The organism is Curtobacterium sp. SORGH_AS_0776 (assembly GCF_031453355.1).
Lineage (GTDB): Bacteria > Actinomycetota > Actinomycetes > Actinomycetales > Microbacteriaceae > Curtobacterium.
This window is the reverse complement of record NZ_JAVIYU010000001.1, coordinates 1,334,558-1,351,629: the sequence shown is the minus strand read 5'-3', so window position 1 is coordinate 1,351,629 and position 17,072 is coordinate 1,334,558. Positions and strand designations below refer to the sequence as shown.

13 protein-coding genes are annotated in these 17,072 nt (G+C 72.5%); 7 read left to right on the top strand and 6 right to left on the bottom strand.

Going from position 1 to position 17,072, the window contains the following annotated elements; translation table 11 throughout:
• Positions 1-11: 11 nt before the first annotated feature.
• Complete coding sequence (locus QE359_RS06810) at positions 12-2,045, bottom strand: DEAD/DEAH box helicase (RefSeq protein ID WP_309778447.1); 2,034 nt, start codon at positions 2,043-2,045, stop codon at positions 12-14.
• 270 nt (positions 2,046-2,315) lie between these two features.
• Positions 2,316-3,170, bottom strand: a complete 855-nt coding sequence (locus tag QE359_RS06805) for a PPK2 family polyphosphate kinase (RefSeq protein WP_309778445.1) — start codon at positions 3,168-3,170, stop codon at positions 2,316-2,318.
• Positions 3,171-3,310: 140 nt separating this feature from the next.
• Between QE359_RS06805 and QE359_RS06800 the strand changes: the two genes are divergently transcribed.
• A complete protein-coding gene (locus QE359_RS06800; RefSeq protein ID WP_309778443.1) occupies positions 3,311-4,450 on the top strand; it encodes an alpha/beta hydrolase in 1,140 nt (379 codons plus the stop codon).
• A gap of 214 nt (positions 4,451-4,664) precedes the next feature.
• Complete coding sequence (locus tag QE359_RS06795) at positions 4,665-4,976, top strand: hypothetical protein (RefSeq protein ID WP_309778441.1); 312 nt, start codon at positions 4,665-4,667, stop codon at positions 4,974-4,976.
• On the opposite strand, the gene QE359_RS06790 is transcribed toward QE359_RS06795, so the two are convergent.
• The 3 genes from QE359_RS06790 to QE359_RS06780 all read right to left on the bottom strand — a co-directional run bounded on the left by QE359_RS06790 (position 4,973) and on the right by QE359_RS06780 (position 10,766).
• Complete coding sequence (locus tag QE359_RS06790) at positions 4,973-8,509, bottom strand: efflux RND transporter permease subunit (RefSeq protein WP_309778440.1); 3,537 nt, start codon at positions 8,507-8,509, stop codon at positions 4,973-4,975. The genes QE359_RS06795 and QE359_RS06790 overlap by 4 nt on opposite strands.
• Before the next feature lie 33 nt (positions 8,510-8,542).
• Entirely contained in the window at positions 8,543-9,208 is a 666-nt protein-coding gene (locus tag QE359_RS06785; protein ID WP_309778438.1) for a DUF6518 family protein, read from the bottom strand.
• Between the two features lie 106 nt (positions 9,209-9,314).
• Entirely contained in the window at positions 9,315-10,766 is a 1,452-nt protein-coding gene (locus QE359_RS06780) for a PLP-dependent aminotransferase family protein (protein ID WP_092384556.1), read from the bottom strand.
• Between the two features lie 60 nt (positions 10,767-10,826).
• Between QE359_RS06780 and QE359_RS06775 the strand changes: the two genes are divergently transcribed.
• From QE359_RS06775 to QE359_RS06765, 3 genes are all read left to right on the top strand, one after another.
• Positions 10,827-11,492 (top strand): hypothetical protein, encoded by a 666-nt coding sequence (locus QE359_RS06775; protein ID WP_309778437.1) that lies wholly within the window; start codon positions 10,827-10,829, stop codon positions 11,490-11,492.
• 76 nt (positions 11,493-11,568) lie between these two features.
• A complete protein-coding gene (locus QE359_RS06770; protein WP_309778435.1) occupies positions 11,569-12,438 on the top strand; it encodes a DUF4097 family beta strand repeat-containing protein in 870 nt (289 codons plus the stop codon).
• Positions 12,435-13,016, top strand: coding sequence for a PadR family transcriptional regulator (locus tag QE359_RS06765; protein ID WP_309778434.1), 582 nt, complete (start codon positions 12,435-12,437; stop codon positions 13,014-13,016). The genes QE359_RS06770 and QE359_RS06765 overlap by 4 nt, the downstream gene beginning before the upstream one ends.
• Before the next feature lie 69 nt (positions 13,017-13,085).
• Here the strand turns inward: QE359_RS06765 and QE359_RS06760 are convergent, their stop codons facing one another.
• Positions 13,086-13,874: a MerR family transcriptional regulator gene (locus tag QE359_RS06760; protein WP_309778432.1), complete on the bottom strand. Its 789-nt coding sequence runs from the start codon at positions 13,872-13,874 to the stop codon at positions 13,086-13,088.
• A 130-nt stretch (positions 13,875-14,004) separates the two neighbouring features.
• Between QE359_RS06760 and QE359_RS06755 the strand changes: the two genes are divergently transcribed.
• Both QE359_RS06755 and QE359_RS06750 read left to right on the top strand, forming a co-directional pair.
• Positions 14,005-16,218: an APC family permease gene (locus QE359_RS06755; RefSeq protein ID WP_309778430.1), complete on the top strand. Its 2,214-nt coding sequence runs from the start codon at positions 14,005-14,007 to the stop codon at positions 16,216-16,218.
• Between the two features lie 11 nt (positions 16,219-16,229).
• Positions 16,230-16,967, top strand: coding sequence for a hypothetical protein (locus tag QE359_RS06750; RefSeq protein ID WP_309778428.1), 738 nt, complete (start codon positions 16,230-16,232; stop codon positions 16,965-16,967).
• The last annotated feature ends 105 nt before the right edge of the window (positions 16,968-17,072 follow it).

Sequence of the window (17,072 nt, the reverse complement as noted above, 5' to 3'; positions counted from 1 at the left end):
TCTGCTCGCGACTACCGCGCGGCGAGCTCCGCGACGATCCCGTCGCCGGGGGCGGCATCGACGAGGTCCGCCTCGATCTCCGCGTGCTCGAGGATGCCCTCGATCTTGCGGCGACGGCTGCGCGGGACGATCGTGACGACGGTGCCCTCCTTGCCGGCACGACCCGTGCGGCCCGAGCGGTGCATGTACGCCTTGTAGTCGTCGGGCGCGTCGGCCTGCACGACGAGCGACACGTCGTCCACGTGGATGCCACGGGCGGCGACGTCGGTCGCGACGAGCACGTTCACGCGGCCGCTCGTGAGGAGCTGCAGGTTGCGCTGCCGGCGCGACTGGTTCAGGTCGCCGTGGAGCGAGGTCGCGCGGATGCCGGCGTCCTCGAACTGGTCGGCGAGCCGCTCGGCGTAGGCACGGGTGCGGGCGAACACGATGGTCTTGCCGGCGCCGGCGACGAGCTCCTCGAGGAGCTGGTCCTTCTGGCGCTGCTCGACCACGAGCACGCGGTGGTCGATCGTCGACGAGGCCTGGTCCTCACCGGCGACCTCGTGGACGGACGGCTCGTGCAGGAACTGCTCGACGAGCGACGCTACCTGGGCGTCGAGCGTCGCGCTGAACAGGAGCTTCTGGGCGCGGTTGCCCTCGGGGGTGACCTCGGCCGTGGCGGAGAGGATCTCCTGCACCGGCTCGAGGAACCCGAGGTCGCACATGTGGTCGGCCTCGTCGAGCACGGAGATGACGACCTCACTGAGGTCGAGCGTCCCCTTGTTCATGAGGTCCTGCACGCGCCCCGGGGTGCCGACGATGATGTCGACGCCACGCTCGAGCGCACCGACCTGGCGGCCGTACGGGACACCGCCGTAGATCTGCGTCGTGAAGAGGCCCACCGAGCGGGCGATCGGCTGCACGGTGCGGTCGATCTGCAGGGCGAGCTCACGGGTCGGCGCGAGGATGAGCGCACGCGGGGCGCGGCCCATCTTGCGCTTCGTGCCGCCGCCGTTCTCCATGAGCTTCTCGACGAGCGGGGCGCCGAAAGCGATGGTCTTGCCGGAGCCCGTGCGGCCACGGCCGAGGACGTCCTTGCCCGCGATCACGTCGGGGATCGTCGCTGCCTGGATCGGGAACGGGCTCGTGGCGCCGAGTTCGGCCAGGGCGCGGGAGATGTTGCCGCCGATGCCGAGGTCGGCGAAGGTCACGCCCTCGACGTCGGCCGCGAGGGTCGCCTCGGCCTGGAGCTTCTCGAGCTTGACGTCGTCGGCGGGGACGAAGGGCTTGCGCTCGGTGTCGTCGCGGTCGAAGCGGCGCGGGGCGCGGTCGTCACGGTCGAAGTTCCGGCGCGGACGGTCGTCAGCGTCACGGCGGGGCGCACGATCGTCGCGGTCGAAGCGACGGGGAGCGCGGTCGTCACGGTCGAACCGGCGCGGGGCGCGGTCGTCGCGGTCGAAGCGACGCGGGGCACGGTCGTCACGGTCGAACCGGCGCGGGGCGCGGTCGTCGTCACGACGGGGAGCGCGGTCGTCGCGGTCGAACCGGCGGGGCGCACGGTCGTCACGGTCGAACCGGCGCGGGGCGCGATCGTCGCGGTCGAACCGGCGCGGGGCGCGGTCGTCGTCACGACGGGGAGCACGGTCGTCACGATCGAAGCGACGCGGGGCACGATCGTCGCGGTCGAAGCGACGCGGGGCGCGGTCGTCACGGTCGAACGAGCGACGCGGACGGTCGTCGTTGTCACGACGGGGCGCACGGTCGTCGCGGTCGAAGCGACGGGGAGCGCGGTCATCGCGGTCGAAGCGACGGCCACCACGGTCGTCACGCTGCGGGCGGCCCTGGCCACCGTCGCGCGGCTCCCAGTTCGGACGACCCGGGCGCTCGCCCTGCGCCGCGCGGCCGCGACGCTCCTCGGCGTCCCAACGCTGCTTCTGCCGCGGAGCGGACGGGTCGGCGGCGCGGAAGCCGCGGTGCTTGCTGCTGCGAGCGGCGGGGGTGCCGTTCGGGTGGCGGACACGGTCGGAGGCGCGGTTGTCCGCGCCGCCCTTGTTGTACGGGGCCATGGCTACTTTCTCGGGGTGCGCAACGTACCGCAGCGCCCGGCAGCGACGTCGGCGGGGGCTTGCGTGCGGAGAGGGGGTTCTTCCCGTCGCGGATCGACGTGAATCCAGCCCTCGAGCAACACACACCCAAACGAAAACTCCGTGATCGCAATGTCACGGCGTCGAAGGCCGACCGAGTGAGTCTACGCGATCGGACCGTCGCTGGCCAGCCCACCGCCGGGCCGGGGCTGCGGGGCGGGGGCGATCCGTGCCTCCTGGACCGTTCGCGGGTCAGGACTCGGCGAGCCGCTGCCGCTGCTCGGCCACGTCGAAGTCCGCTGCGGGCCAGGTGAGCTGCATGTCCTCGAGCGTGCGGAGCAGGAGCTGCTGCACGGCGAGCCGGGCGTACCACTTGCGGTTCGCCGGGATGACGTACCAGGGGTTCGTGGCGGTCGAGGTGCGGTCGAACACCGTCTGGTACGCGTCCTGGTAGTCGTCCCAGAGCAGGCGCTCGTCGATGTCGCCGGGGTTGAACTTCCAGTGCTTGTCGGGTCGGTCGAGGCGCTCACCGAGTCGTTCGCGCTGCTCGTCCTTCGAGATGTGGAGCATGACCTTGACGAGGCTCGTGCCCGACGCGGCGAGCTCGTCCTCGAAGTCGACGATGGCTCCGTAGCGGCGCTCGATCTCCTCCGGCGGGGCGAACGCGCGGACCTTCTGGATGAGGACGTCCTCGTAGTGGGAGCGGTCGAAGACGCCGAGCTGGCCGGCGCCCGGCAGCTGTCGCTCGATGCGCCAGAGGAAGTCGTGCTCGCGTTCCTCGGCGTTCGGCGCCTTGAACCCGGCGTAGTGCACGCCGTTCGGGTCCACCGCGCCGACGACGTGCGAGACGATCCCGCCCTTGCCCGCGGTGTCCATCGCCTGGAGCACGAGGAGCACGCGGCGCTGGTCACCGGCGGTCGAGGCGGCCCAGAGGCGCTCCTGCAGCGCGGACAGTCGGGAGGCCCCGGCGGCGAGCGCCTCGAGCCCGTCGATCTTCCGCCCGGGGAAGCCGGGGGTGTCCTCGGGGTCGACCCGGTCGAGACGGAAGCCCTCCTCGACGCGGAGCAGCGGTTCGGGGTCGGCGTTCCAGGCCTTGCGACGGCTCACGGGTCCTCCTGCGGGGTCGTGACCATCCTTGCACCGCCGGACGGGTTCGTCCGGCGGTCGTCCTCGGGGCGGAGGAGGGGAGGGTCGGTTCCTCCCGTGGGTGGACGACGGCGTGCGGGGACCGGGTTACCGTTGATCCGATGAGGTCAGGCCGTCGCACGCTGCTCGCGCTCGTCGCCGCGGTCGTGGCGCTCGGCGCGGTCGCGTCGTGCAGCACGGACCCGGTCGGAGACGAGAACCGCACGGTGACCGCCGGACCCGTCATCTACCCGCTGTCGCTCCGGTACCACGGCATCGACGACGTCGCCGACGTGCCGTACGGGTCGGACGCGCTGCAGCGGCTCGACGTGTGCCTGCCGGCGGACAGTGCACCGGACACCACGAGGACCCCGACGCCGACGCCGGGCGGGACGGCGTCCGCGACGCCGGACGATGTCGGGGCCGACGCCGCCGGGGGCGGGAGTGCGAGTGGTGCCGGGACTGCCGCGGCCGGCGTCGCCGCTGCCGGGGCCGGGGCCGGGGCAGCCGAGGACGGGTCTGGTGCTGGCGACGCTGCCGTCGCCGAGGCGGCCAGCGGCACGCGTCCCGCCGTCCTGATGATCCACGGCGGGAGCTGGTCCCACGGCGACAAGGCCACCGCCGCGTACCGATCGGTGTGCAAGTACCTGGCCTCCGAGGGCTTCGTCACCTTCAACGTCGACTACCGGCTCGCCCCGACGGACCCGTTCCCGGCCGGGCTGGACGACGTCCGACGGGCACTCGACTGGGTGTTCCGTCCGACGACGCTGTCGACCTACGACGTCGACAGCAAGCGGGTCGGGGTGTTCGGGGGCAGCGCCGGTGGGAACCTCGCGGCGATGCTCGCCGTGACGGACCACGACTCGACCGCCTACGCCGAGGGGGACCGGATCCGGGCCGTCGTCGATCTGAGCGGCCCCACGAACCTGACGACCCGCTCGACCGAGGCCGACGGCGTCTCCGCCGCGTTCCAGCGGAAGCAGTTGCTGTACCTCGGCTGCCGGACCTACTCGGACTGCCCGGCCGCGACCCGGGCATCGCCGGAGTACCAGGTGACCTCGGACACGGCGCCGTTCTTCATCGGCCACTCCACCGACGAGTTCATCCCACTGTGGGAGTCGCAGGAGTTCGCGGCGACGCTCCGACGACATGACGTGCCGGTGACGTTCGTCGCGGTCGAGGGGTCGGCGCACTCCATCGCGCAGCTCGACGAGGCGATGAGCAAGCGCGTGGCGAACTTCCTGCGGGAGCACCTGGACTGAGGCGCGGCAGGGGCCTCCGCGCGTGGCTGGTGCCTGGTGGCCGCCGCGGCCCCGAGTCTCGGTTCGGCGGACGTTCCTCGGGCGGTGCGGACGCGAAAGTGTCCGCGGGGCCGAGACTCGGGCACCGGAACCGGCACCGGCCGCACGTGCCCCGGCCGGGTGGCACCCGGAGTCGGGACTGCCGCTCGCCGACCGCGCACCGCAGACTTCGGGGGTGACCGACACCTCGATGCGCCCTGCACACGCGACTGCCTCCCGCTGGGAGCGGCACTCCTCGCTGCAGACGTTCGCCGAACTCCTACTCGGTCTGTCGTTCACCGCCGCGGTGGCCTTCGGCGGGTACGCGGCCGTGACGGGACGGATGACCGTGCTGTCGCAGGGCGCCGGCGTGGTGTTCCTCGTGACGCTGACGTGCGTCCTCGTGTCGTGGTTCCGTGCCGTCGAGCGCGAGGAGGCACCCGCGGCGGCGCCGGCTGCCTCCGTCGTCGACCCGATCTCGGCGATCGACGCGGAGTACCGCCGCTAGTCCTCCCCCGCCGCGGCCCCACGCGCCGCGGCCTCCCCCGCCGCGGCCCCACGCGCCGCGGCCTCCCCCGCCGCGGCCCCACGCGCCGCGGCCTCACGCGCCGCCCGCCGGTCGGCCCGCCGCTCGAAGAGCCCCTCGACGAGGGCGTACAGCGACGGCAGCACCACGAGGGTGAGCAGCGTCGACGACACCAACCCGCCGATGACCACGAGCGCGAGCGGCTGCGAGATGAACCCGGACCGGCCGGTCAGCCCGACGGCCATCGGGAGCAGCGCAAAGATCGTCGCCAGGGCGGTCATCAAGATCGGCCGGAGTCGTCTGGTCGCACCCTCGATCAGGGCATCGTGCACGCGGAGCCCCCGGCGCCGGTACTGGTTGACGAGGTCGATCAGGACGATCGCGTTCGTCACCACGATGCCCACGAGCATGAGCAGGCCGATCAGTGACGCCACACCGAGCGGGATCCCCGTCACGATCTGCAGGAGCAGCGCGCCGGTGACCGCGAACGGCACCGACACGAGCAGCAGCAGCGGCTGCCGCAGGCTCCGGAACGTGGCGACCATGATCACGTAGACGATCAGGACCGCGACGAGCATGGCCAACAGGAGCTGGCTGAACGCCGACGACTGGCTCGAGGCGACACCGCCGATCTCGGCGGATGCGCCACGCGGCAGGTCAAGGCCGTCGACGGCCGCCGTCACGTTCTGCACGGCGGCACCGAGGTTCGTCGAGTCCGGGGTCACCGTGATCGTGGCCGTCCGGACGGCGTTCGACGTCGTGATGGACGTCGGCCCCTCGGACTGCTCGACGGTCGCCAGGTCGGACAGCGGCACCGACCCGGTCGAGGTGGGGATGGACAGCGACCGCAGTGCGGCGACGGTCGTCGGGGGCTCGGGGTCGGCGATGTACACGTCGAGCGTCGCGTCGTCGATCTCGATCGTGCCGGTGTCGCGGGGCGAGACCGCCGCGGCGACGATCCCGCCGACCTGCGTCTCGGTCAGCCCGCGCTCGGCGGCGGCCTGCCGGTCGACCCGGACGGCGAGGTACGGCTCGGACGCCGACAGGTTGCTCGTCGCGCCGGTCGTGCCGTCGACCTTCCGCATCTCGCGCAGCACCGACGCCGCCGCGGTCCGGAGCTCTGCCTGGGTCGGCGCGGTGACGTCGACCTCGATGTCGCTCGAACCGCCGAAGCCGCCACCGGCCGACGAGAGGCTGACCTCGCCGACGCCGTCGATGCGGTCGATTCGGTCGCGCGCGGTGGACTGGATGGTGGTCTGGTCGTCGCCGGCGTCCGTCGTGACGTTGTACTGCACGGAGGCCGACGCCCCGCCCCCGAAGGCCGCCTGGATCGACTGCCCGCTCGTCCCGATGGTGGTCTGCACGGTCTGCACACCCGCGACGCCACGGAGCACGCGCTCCACCTCCTTCGCCGCGTCGGACTGCTCGTCGAGGCTCGTCCCCGGCTCGAGGTCCTGCGTGACGGTGAAGGTGTTCTGCCCGGAGTCGCCGAGGTAGTTCGTCTTGACGAACGGCACGGCGGCCGCGGTACCGCCGAGCACGAGCACCGCCAGGACCACCACGAGCGCCGGCCGACCGATGGCCCAGCGGAGCACGGGCTGGTACCCGCGCCGGAGCCGGTCGGACGTGCCGGCGTCGTGCAGGTCCTCGGCGGACGACAGCGCGGCGGTCGCAGCGGACCCGTCGGCAGCCGCCCCACCGGCAGCAGCACCGCCGGCAGCAGCGCCACCGGCTCCACCGGCGGCGGCGCCACCAGCGGCGGCGCCACCAGCGGCGGCGCCAGCGACGGCGCCACCGGCGGCAGGTGTCCGGAGGAACCAGTACGCGAGCACCGGGACGATCGTCAGCGACACCAGCAGCGACGCCACGAGCGCCATCGTGACGGTCAGGGCGAACGGCCGGAACAGCTCGCCGACGAGCTCCGCGACGAACGCGACCGGCAGGAACACGGCGACGGTGGTGAGGGTCGACGCGGTGACGGCGCCGGCGACCTCGCGGACGGCGTCGAGCACCGCCCGGGTCCGGTCCACCCCGGGTTGCAGGTGCCGCTTGATGTTCTCGATGACCACGATCGAGTCGTCCACCACGCGTCCGATCGCGATGGTGAGCGCGGCGAGCGTGATGACGTTCAGCGTGTACCCGGTCGCCCGCATGCCGATCGCGGCGAGGAGCACCGAGGTCGGGATCGAGATCGCGGTGACGATCGTCGACCGCACCGACAGCAGGAACAGCAGGATCACGACGACGGCGAACCCGAGGCCGAGGAGCCCCTCTTCGGCGAGGGAGTCGATCGACTGCTGGATGTAGGGCGCCTGGTCGAACACGACGGTGAACCGGGGGTCGCCGGCGACCTTCGCCTCGATGCCGGGGAGGGCGTCGCGGACCGTCTTCGAGACGTCGACGGTGTTCGCTTCCTGCGTCTTGGTGATCGCGATGGTCAGTGCCGTCTCGCCGTTCACGCGGCTGATCGAGGTGCGCGGTGATTCCTCGATCGCGACCTTCGCCACGTCGCCGATGGTGGTCGGCGTCGTCGCGGCGGTCCCGGCGGTCGATCCACCGGCGGTCGCACTGGAGGCGCTGCCCACCCCCGCCGCACTGCTCGCCGCCGTCCCGCTGGTCGCGTCCACGGCCCCGGTCGAGCCCGCCCCGCCCGACGAGCCAACCCCGCCCGCCCCGCCGGTCGCGCCCGCTCCGCCGCCCGCCCCTGCCCCGGCGTCCGCCGCACCGCCGGACGAGGAGCTGCCGGAGGATCCCGCCCCGGACGACGACCCGCCGCTCGACGCGGCGGTCAACGGCAGCCCCTCGATGTCCTTGATCGAGGCGATCCGCTCCCCCGTCTGCACCGACAGCGTCGTGCCGTCCTGGGTGATCGTGCCACCGGGGACGAGCGTCCCGTTGTCGTCGAGTGCGTCCGCGATGGACTGGGTGCTCAGGCCCCGCGACGCCAGCTCGTCGGTGTCCGGGGTGATCACGACGCGGCGCCCCGGGTTGCCGAAGACGTCGGCCTGCCGGACGCCGTCGAGCTTCTCGATGTCGGGGATCGCCGTGGCGTTCAGCCGGTCGACCAGCTGTTCCTGGTCGCCCTTCCCCGTGACGGCGAGCTGCAGCACGGGCAGGTCGTCGAAGGAGCCGGTGACGATCTGCGTCTGCACGGTGTCCGGGAGCGACAGGGCGTTCACCGCGGTCTGGATCTTGTCCTCGGCGCTGGCGAGGTTCGATCCGTAGTCGAACGACGCCGAGACGACGCTCTGCCCGGTCGACGACGTCGCGGTGGTCGACTCGAGGTTCGGCACGACCTGGATCGCCTGCTCGATCTTCGTCGACACGTCGTTCGACACGACCTCGGGCGTGGCACCGGGGTACGCGCTGACGATGGCGACCTGCGGGAACTGGACGCTCGGGATGAGCTCCTGCTTGAGGCTCGTCAGCGCGATGCCGCCGAACACCGCGACGACGACGGTGACGAGCGCGATGAGCGCCCGGTTGCGGAGGCTGAAGACCGAGAGGAGGTGCACACCCCGATCCTTGCAGGGTGCACCACGACGCACTCAGCCGTCGAGCAGGAGGTACGCGCCGAGCACGCCCACGGTCCCGAGCACGCCGGTCGCGAGCGCCACGATCCGGCCGAGCGGGGTCCGTGCCGTCACGACCGCCACGACGACGACCGCCAGGCCGACGACGATCTCGACCACCCAGGTCACCGGCCCCGTGGTGTCCGCCACCTGCAGCAGGGCCCGGACGCCCTCGCCGACCAGCACGGCGGCGGTCGCCCCGAGCGCTGCCCCGCGCCACCCGACGTCCCGTGACCGGAGTGCCACCGCGACCGCACCCGCGAGCATCCCGGCGGGGATGCCCATCAGGACCCAGAAGTTCGTGATCGACAGCACGTCCGGGTAGCCGCGCAGGTTCGTCGTCGCCCAGTACCCCACGTGCATGAGCTCGAGGAGCACGACGCCGAGCACCATCGCGACCGGCGACGCCCAGCGCCCCGACCGCACACCGGCGAGCAGGCACAGCGCAGCCGCGACGACGAACCAGGGCCCGGCGGAGTTCGCGACGGAGGAGAGTCCGGGCACCGCCTGCCCGAACGAGGTCAGCACTCCGGCGAGCAGTGCCCCCGTGAGCGCCATCGAGACCCGGGCGGCGGCGGGCACCGCGTGGGTCGGAGCGGGCGCCGGACGGGCCGTCGTGCCGGCGTGCATGGTCGTCTCCATGGGACCAGGATCCCGGTGGCCGGGCGTCGCACGCATCACTCCGCAGAGCCAGATCGCACGAGGAGCGTCACCCCGGAGGATGACACTGCCGAGCGAGGAGGGCGCGTCACACCACCGCGGCGAGCGACCCCCGCACGCCGGCGGCGTCTCCGCCGATCCGCGCCCACGACCGTTCGAGCACGTCGACGAGCCGCACCCGGTCGGCCGGGGACATCGTGAACGGCACCCGCAGGAACCGCTCGAACCCACCGTCCGGGCCGAAGACCCCGCCGGACGCGAGCACGACGCCCTCGGCGCGTGCGGCGAGCACCAGCGCGCTCGACACCGGGCGCCCGAGCCCGACCCACGTCGTCAACCCGCCCGCCGGCGACGGCACGTCCCACTCCGGGAGCCGCGCGCGCAACGCACCCACGACGTCGTCGCGACCCTGGCGCAGGTACTCGCGCCGCGCCTCCAGGACCGCCGCCGTCCGCGGGACGAGCTCCCGCGCGACCAACTGGTCGAGCACGGGCGTGCCGAGGTCGCCCGTCGGACGGGCGAGGAGCAGCCGTTGCAGGAGCGCCGGTGCGGCGCGGATCCAACCGATCCGCAGGCCGCCCCAGAACACCTTGTCGGCCGACCCGATCATCACGACCGATGCCCCGGACGGGTCGGCCGCTGCCAGTGGCAGGGACGGCGAGCCCTCGATCCGCAGCTCGCCCATGGTCTCGTCCGCGATGACGGTCGTCCCGGTCGACGCAGCGACGGACAGCAGGAGCTCCCGGGTGGACGCGGACATCGTCGCTCCGGTCGGGTTGTGCAACTCGGGCATGACGTACGCGACCGCCGGCGCCGTGCGGCGCATCGTGGTCTCGAGCGCCGTGGCGTCCCACCCGGTCCGCGCGTCGACGGGCACGCCGACGAGTCGACCGCCGACCTCGCGGAAGGCCTCGTGCGCGTGCGGGTAGGTCGGGGACTCGACGAGGACGGCGTCGCCCCGGCGGACGAGCACCCGGGCGAGCAGGGCGATCGCGTGCTGCGCCCCGATCGTCACGACGACCTGGGACGGGTCGGTGGGCAGGCCGCGTTCGGTGTACCGCTCGGCGATCGCCGCGCGCAGCCCGGGGTCCCCGACGGTGTCGTACCCGATGCCGGCGAGCGCCGCGGGCACGTGCCGCACCGCGCGCTCGACCGCCTCGGCGATCCCGGGAGCCGCGTGCAGTGCGGCCTTGCGGAGGTCGAGCAGGTCGTCGTCGACGACGCCGCCGAGCCGTTCCGGGTCCGGTCGGCCGATCAGCCCGGCCGGGAGCCGGACCACGCTGCCGGACCCCCGGAGCGACACCACGAACCCGTCGGACCGGAGCCTCGAGTACGCGTTCGCGACCGTGGTGCGCGAGACGCCCAGCGCGGTGGCGAGCCCCCGCTCGGCGGGCAGCCGCACGCCCTGCGGGATCCGGCCGTCGATGACGAGCACGCGCAGCGCGTCGGACAGCGCCTCGTACGCGGGGGCGTCGGTACCGGCGCGCCAGTCGGTGAGGAGGAGTGCTGCGGATCGGGCACTGAGCAGGACCGGGGTCATGGATCCACGGTAGCGGAATTGGCTCTCGACCCGCAGTCCAATCTCCACGACGATCAAGCCATGACCCGCTCCACCGCCCTCACGCTCCGCTTCGTCCAGCTCTTCGTGGGCCTGTTCCTCTACGGCGCCTCGACGGCGCTGCAGGTGCGTGCGGTCGTCGGGGTCTCGTCGTGGACGGTCCTCACGGAGGGGCTCGAGAACGTGGTGCCGTGGTCCTTCGGCGTCATCACCGTGGTGTCGAGCGGCGTCATCCTGCTGTTCTGGATCCCGCTCCGCCAGAAGCCGGGCATCGGGACGCTGCTCAACGCCCTGGCGATCGGACCGAGCGCCGACCTCGTGCTCTGGCTCGTCCCGACGCCGTCGGAACTCGTCGGCCGGGTCCTCCTGTTCGTCGCCGGGCTGGTGCTCCTGGCGGTCGCCACCGCGTTCTACATCGGCGCCGGCTTCGGCACGGGCGCTCGTGACGGCCTGATGGTCGGCCTGCACGAGCGCCTCGGCTGGCCGGTGTGGGTGGCGCGGACCGTCATCGAGGTCTCGGTCGTGATCGTCGGCTGGTTCCTCGGCGGCGACGTCGGAGCCGGCACCGTGGTCGCGGCGTTCGCGATCGGCCCGATGGTGCAGCCGCTCATGCCGGTCTTCCGCCGGTTCCCGTGGAGCCCGGAACGGACGCGTGCCACCACACCGGTCCAGGAGGCGCGGGTCGCCGCCGCCTCGGAGGTCGCCTAGAGCCCTTGCGTGCGTCCATGTCGCGATATAACGTGTCTGCCACAGACGCGATACATCGCGAGTTCGAGGAGGCAACATGGCCCAGGAGAAGTGGCTCGTCGAGGAGCCGAAGGTGATCGACACCGGGATCGTCCGCCGCTTGCGCGTGGGCCTCGCCGGAGGACAGGTGGACGTCGTCGCGCACGACGAGCCGACCGCCCGCGTCGAGGTGCACAGCGTGTCCGGCAAGCCGATGAAGATCGAGCTCGACGGCGACACGCTCACGATCGACCACCCGCAGGTCCGGTGGGACGACCCGATCGGCTTCCTGAAGTCGTTCCGCGGCAAGGCCCACGCCGACGTCAGCGTCCTCGTGCCCCGCGACGCCATCGTCACCCTCGGCGTCGTCTCGGCCGGGGCCCTGCTGTCCGGCACGAACCGCGGCGCCACGCTCAACACGGTGTCCGGCGACCTCGTCGTCGACGACGTCGCGGGTGACGTCACCGTGAACGCGGTGTCCGGCACGACGACCATCCGCGAGCTCGACGGCGCCCTGACGGTGCACACCGTCTCCGGCGACGTCGTGGCGACCGGGGCGATCCCGCGGTTCTCGGCCGACGGGGTGAGCGCCGACGTGGTGCTCGACCTGCACGGCACCCCCGACCAGGCCCGCGTCAACACGGTGTCCGGTGCGGTGAGCGTCCGACTCGAGGACGGCGTGCCCTACCAGTGCACCGTCAGCACCGCCTCGGGCAAGCTGCAGTTCGACGACTCGGAGATTCGCGGCGTGCGGGGTTCCTACGTCAAGCAGGGCGGCGAGCTGTCCGGGCAGTGGCTCGACCTCAAGGTGAACTCGGTGTCCGGCGACATCGCGGTGCTGCACGCCCCACCGGTCGCGGAACCGACCGCGCCGGCTGCGCCGACCACGCCCGCGGCCCCGGTGAACGACGGCGAGGCGCCCGAATGAGCCCCGTCTTCGCGCACGGCCACCTGCGCCTCTACCTGCTCGTGCTGCTGGCCGACCACCCGATGCACGGGTACGAGGTCATCCAGGCCCTCGGCGACCGCTTCGGCGGCACCTACGTCCCGAGCGCCGGCACCGTGTACCCGCGGCTCGCCAAGCTCGAGGAAGAGGGGCTCGTCACGAAGTCCGCGGACGGCCGGAAGACGGTCTACGCCATCACCGACGCGGGCCGTGCCGAGCTCGACGCCCGTGCCGACGAGATCGCCGCGGTCGAGAACGGCGTCAACGACTCGGTGAAGTCCCTGGCCGACGGCGTCCGCGCCTCGGTGGGCGAGGCGATGCGGTCGCTCCGTGCCGACCTCGCGGCGAGCGCGCAGGCACCGCGCGGCCGGACCGCCGACGAGCCCGTGGACGTCCCGTCCGAGGGCGCCCGCGCCCTGCGCGAGATCGAGATGGTCCTGTCGTCGTTCCGGCAGCAGGTCCGCGCGGACCTCCGCCGTCGGGCGACCCGCGGCACGCTCGGTGCGGACACGGTCACGCGTCTGCGCGACGGCCTGGAGGCGCTGCGCAAGTCCCTCTGACGACCGGCGGCCGACAGACGGTGACGACCCGCGCCTCCAGGCAGCCCGCCAGGAGGCGCGGGTCGTCCGTCACAGACCGCGGTCGGCCAGGGCGTGCATCGCGTCCCGCAGGGCGCGGGCGGCACCCGCGCCTGCCCACTCGAAGGCGTGCGTGAACCGTTCGTCCTGCACGTACATGTCACCGAGCGTGCGGAACCGGTCGGCGGTGAGCTCGGCCGGGGGCGTCGCCTCGGCGAGCCAGGCGAACTGACGCCGCGCGAGTGCCGTGCCGGCCTCCGACGCCGGACCCGCGCCCGACGCGGCGAGCGCTGCGGCGTCCTGCGCGATCGCCCGCTGTTCTGCCTGGAAGGCCTCCTTCGCGGCGGCGTCCTTCGACTCCCACCAGCGTGCGCCTCGGTCCCAGGCCGCGGGCCCCCAGCGCTCCTCGACCTCCTGCCGGAAGCGCGTCTGGTCGAACCCGTCGAACGTGTCGGTGGCGTTCATGTCCTGTCCTTCCTCCAGCCTCGTGATGGTGGTCCGCACGGCCGCGAGCTGCCGCGCGAGCCGGTCGCGCTCGCGTTCGAGCCACGCGACGTGCGCCGTGAGGGCCGCGACGTCGTCCTGCTCGCCGTCGAGGACCCGGCCGACGTCGGCCAGCCCGAGTCCGAGCCCGCGCAGCAGGAGGATCCGTTGCAGCCGGACCAGCGCGCGGTCGTCGTAGCGTCGGAGCCCGCCCTCGCCGACCGCGGTCGCCGGCAGCAGGCCGATCGCGTCGTAGTGCCGGAGCGTGCGGCTCGACACACCGGCGGAACGCGCCACGTCGGCGATGCCGTGCGGTGCTTTCGCAGCTGCGGCTGCCGTGTCTGTCGAATCCCTCATGCAGGCCACGGTAGAGGTTGACGCTGCGTCAACTGCAAGGGGTTTCCGGGGTGCGCCCGACCCGAACCGGCACGGACGGGGAATACCACCGGGGTCGGCCGTGTTGACTCGCGCCCGGAAATGAGTAGGTTTGCCGCTCGTGACGAACGAGATCCGGTCGTTGAAAGCGCGACTGATCGGGGATCCCCTCCCCTCCGAGAAGCTCGAGGGACAGCTCCTCCCGAAGCACCTGGCACTGCCGATCTTCGCGAGTGACCCGCTGTCCTCCGTGGCGTACGCGCCGCAGGAACTCCTCATGATCCTGCTGCTCGGCGGGATGGCGTTCCTGACGTTCGCCCCGTGGGTCGCCGCCCTCGTCGTGCTGCTGCTCGTCGTGGTCGTCGCGTCCTACCGACAGCTCATCAAGGCGTACCCGTCCGGCGGCGGCGACTACGAGGTGGCGCACCGGAACCTCGGCGAGAAGGCGGGGCTCGTCGTGGCCTCCGCACTGCTCGTCGACTACGTCATGACGGTGGCGGTCTCGGTCGCGTCCGGCGTGGACAACATCATCTCCGCGCTCCCGTTCCTCAACGAGTTCCGGGTCGAACTGGCCCTGGTGTTCGTCGTGCTCCTCGCCGCCGCGAACCTCCGGGGCGTCCGCGAGTCGAGCAAGGCCTTCGCCGTGCCGACCTACCTGTTCGTGGCGAGCGTGTTCGTGATGGTCGTCGTCGGGCTCGCCCGGGCAGCACTGGGCAACGCCCCGGTCGCCGAGTCTGCCGCGTACACGGTGCAGAACGTCGAGCACACGACGCAGGCGGCGTTCATCCTGCTGCTCCTCCGCGCGTTCGCGTCCGGCTGTTCGGCGCTGACCGGTGTCGAGGCGATCGCGAACGGCGTGCAGGCGTTCCGCCGCCCGAAGATCAAGAACGCGCAGATGACCCTCGTGTTCATGGGGTCGATCGCGATCGTGCTGTTCGTCGGTCTCATCACGCTCGCCCTCATCTCCCGCGTGCACTACGCCGAGAGCGCGTGCGACCTGCAGGGCTTCGCGCAGTGCGCCACGACGCCGCAGCGTTCCCTGATCGCGCAGATCGCTGCCGCGACGTTCGGCGACAACACGGTCCTCTTCTTCGTGATCCAGGCGACCACCGCGGCGGTGCTGCTGCTCGCCGCCAACACGGCGTTCAACGGGTTCCCGCTGCTGGGGTCGATCCTCGCGCGCGACTCGTACGCCCCGAAGGCCCTGTCGACCCGCGGCGACCGGCTCATCTACTCGAACGGCGTGATCGTGCTCGCCCTCGTCGCGGCGGCGTTGCTGATCGTGTACCGGGCGAACGTCACGAGCCTCATCCAGCTCTACATCATCGGTGTGTTCGTGTCGTTCACGCTCGGGCAGACCGGGATGATCGTGCACTGGACGCGGTTGCTGCGGGCGGACCGGGCGGGCACCGCGGATGGTCCGGTCAACCGTGGGCAGGTCATGCGCTCCCGTGCCATCAACGCCACCGGCGCCACCTTCACGTTCGTCGTCCTCGTCATCGTCACGATCACGAAGTTCACGCACGGCGCCTGGCTCGTGTTCCTGATCATGCCGATCCTGTTCGTGCTCATGCTCGGCGTGAACCGGTACTACCGCGATGTCTCGCACGAGATCGAGGCCGACGAGGAGACCCGGTTCGGCGCGACCGGCGACCACGCGATCGTCCTGGTGAACAAGTTGCAGAAGCCCGTGCTCAAGGCCCTCGACTACGCGATCGCCGCGAAGCACGCGAGCTTCGAGGCCCTGCACGTCGCGATCGACGACGCCGATGCGGCCCGGCTCAGGGCACAGTGGGAGGAGTACGGCATCGAGGTCCCCCTGACCATCGTGCCGAGCCCCTACCGCGACATCTCGATGCCGCTCATCAAGTACATCAAGGCGCACCGGATGGAGCACGGCTCCGAGGTCGTGACCGTCTACACGCCGGTCTTCATCGTCGGGCACTGGTGGGAGACCTTCCTCCACAACCACCGCGGTCGCCGCATCCGGAAGAAGCTGCTGCTCGTGCACGGCGTGACCGTCGCGCTCGTGCCCTGGCTGCTCGACTCCTCCGAGCTCCTGTACGGCCGGCGATCCCGCCCGCTCCCCGGCCAGGAGCGTCGCGGCGAGCCGATCCGCCCCGCACTCCGCCGCTCCCCGCACGGCGTCGTCCAGCACGACGCCGAGGACGACCGTCTGCTCCGGTCGGCCCAGCGGAACAGCCTGCAGCCGCGCCGCGCGACCCGTCCGGCCGGTCCCGCCGAGGGCGTCGACCCGACCCAGTGCACCGGTGAGATGCACGTCCTCGTCCCGTCGCCTCCACGCGGCGACGGTCGCTCGTCGTAGCATCTGTCGTCATGACGATCTCCGACCTGCGCACGTTCGCCACGTTCGACGGGCACGGCGGCAAGGTCTCGAAGCGCGTCGAGGTGCTCGACCACGAGCCGACGCCCGGCGGCCCGCACGAGGGACTCGTCGCCGTCCGCGGCCCGCACCCCCTCGGCGCGCTCGACGAACGGGCGGCCGAGGACTCGACGCACCGCATCGGCTGGGTCGACCCGACAACGCTCCGCGACTGGTACCGCCCGGACCGCGTGGTGGTCTCCCGGATCGAGGCGCGTCGGTCCGGCATCGAGCCCGGCACGTACGCGGATTCACGCGGTCGCGGTCGGGTCCGGATCGACGGCCTGGAGGCGCGGCTCGCCCCCGACGGTCGGCCCGCCTTCCGCGCACTGGCGGGTTCCGCGGACGCCCCGGTCGTCGACGTGCCGCTCCCCACCGACCAGGCGGTGCGGCTCGTGGCGGTGCGCGCGGTCGACGAGGGCCTCGAGATCGTGACCACCCCGGTGTCGCCGTTCCTGTCGCCCGGTCGGTACCCGGCCTTCGGCGACGACGTCGTGGGGCTGCCGCCGCGCTCGGGCACCGGGCACGTCCTGGTCCGCGCTGCCGTCCTGATCGACGGCACCCTGCACGAGGTCGAGCGGATCGACGAGCGTGCCGCGACGATCTGGATCCGCCGCGAGGACCGGTCGGTCCCGATCGCGGTGAGCTCGGTCGGCCCGGACCTGGTGCGGTACACCGCGGTCGCGGACTGACCGTGGGTGCTGCCGCGGGGCGTGGGCGCTGCCGCGGGCGTGGGTGCTGCCGCGGGCGTGGGTGCTGCCGCGGGCGTGGGTGCTGCCACGGGCGGGGGCGCTGCC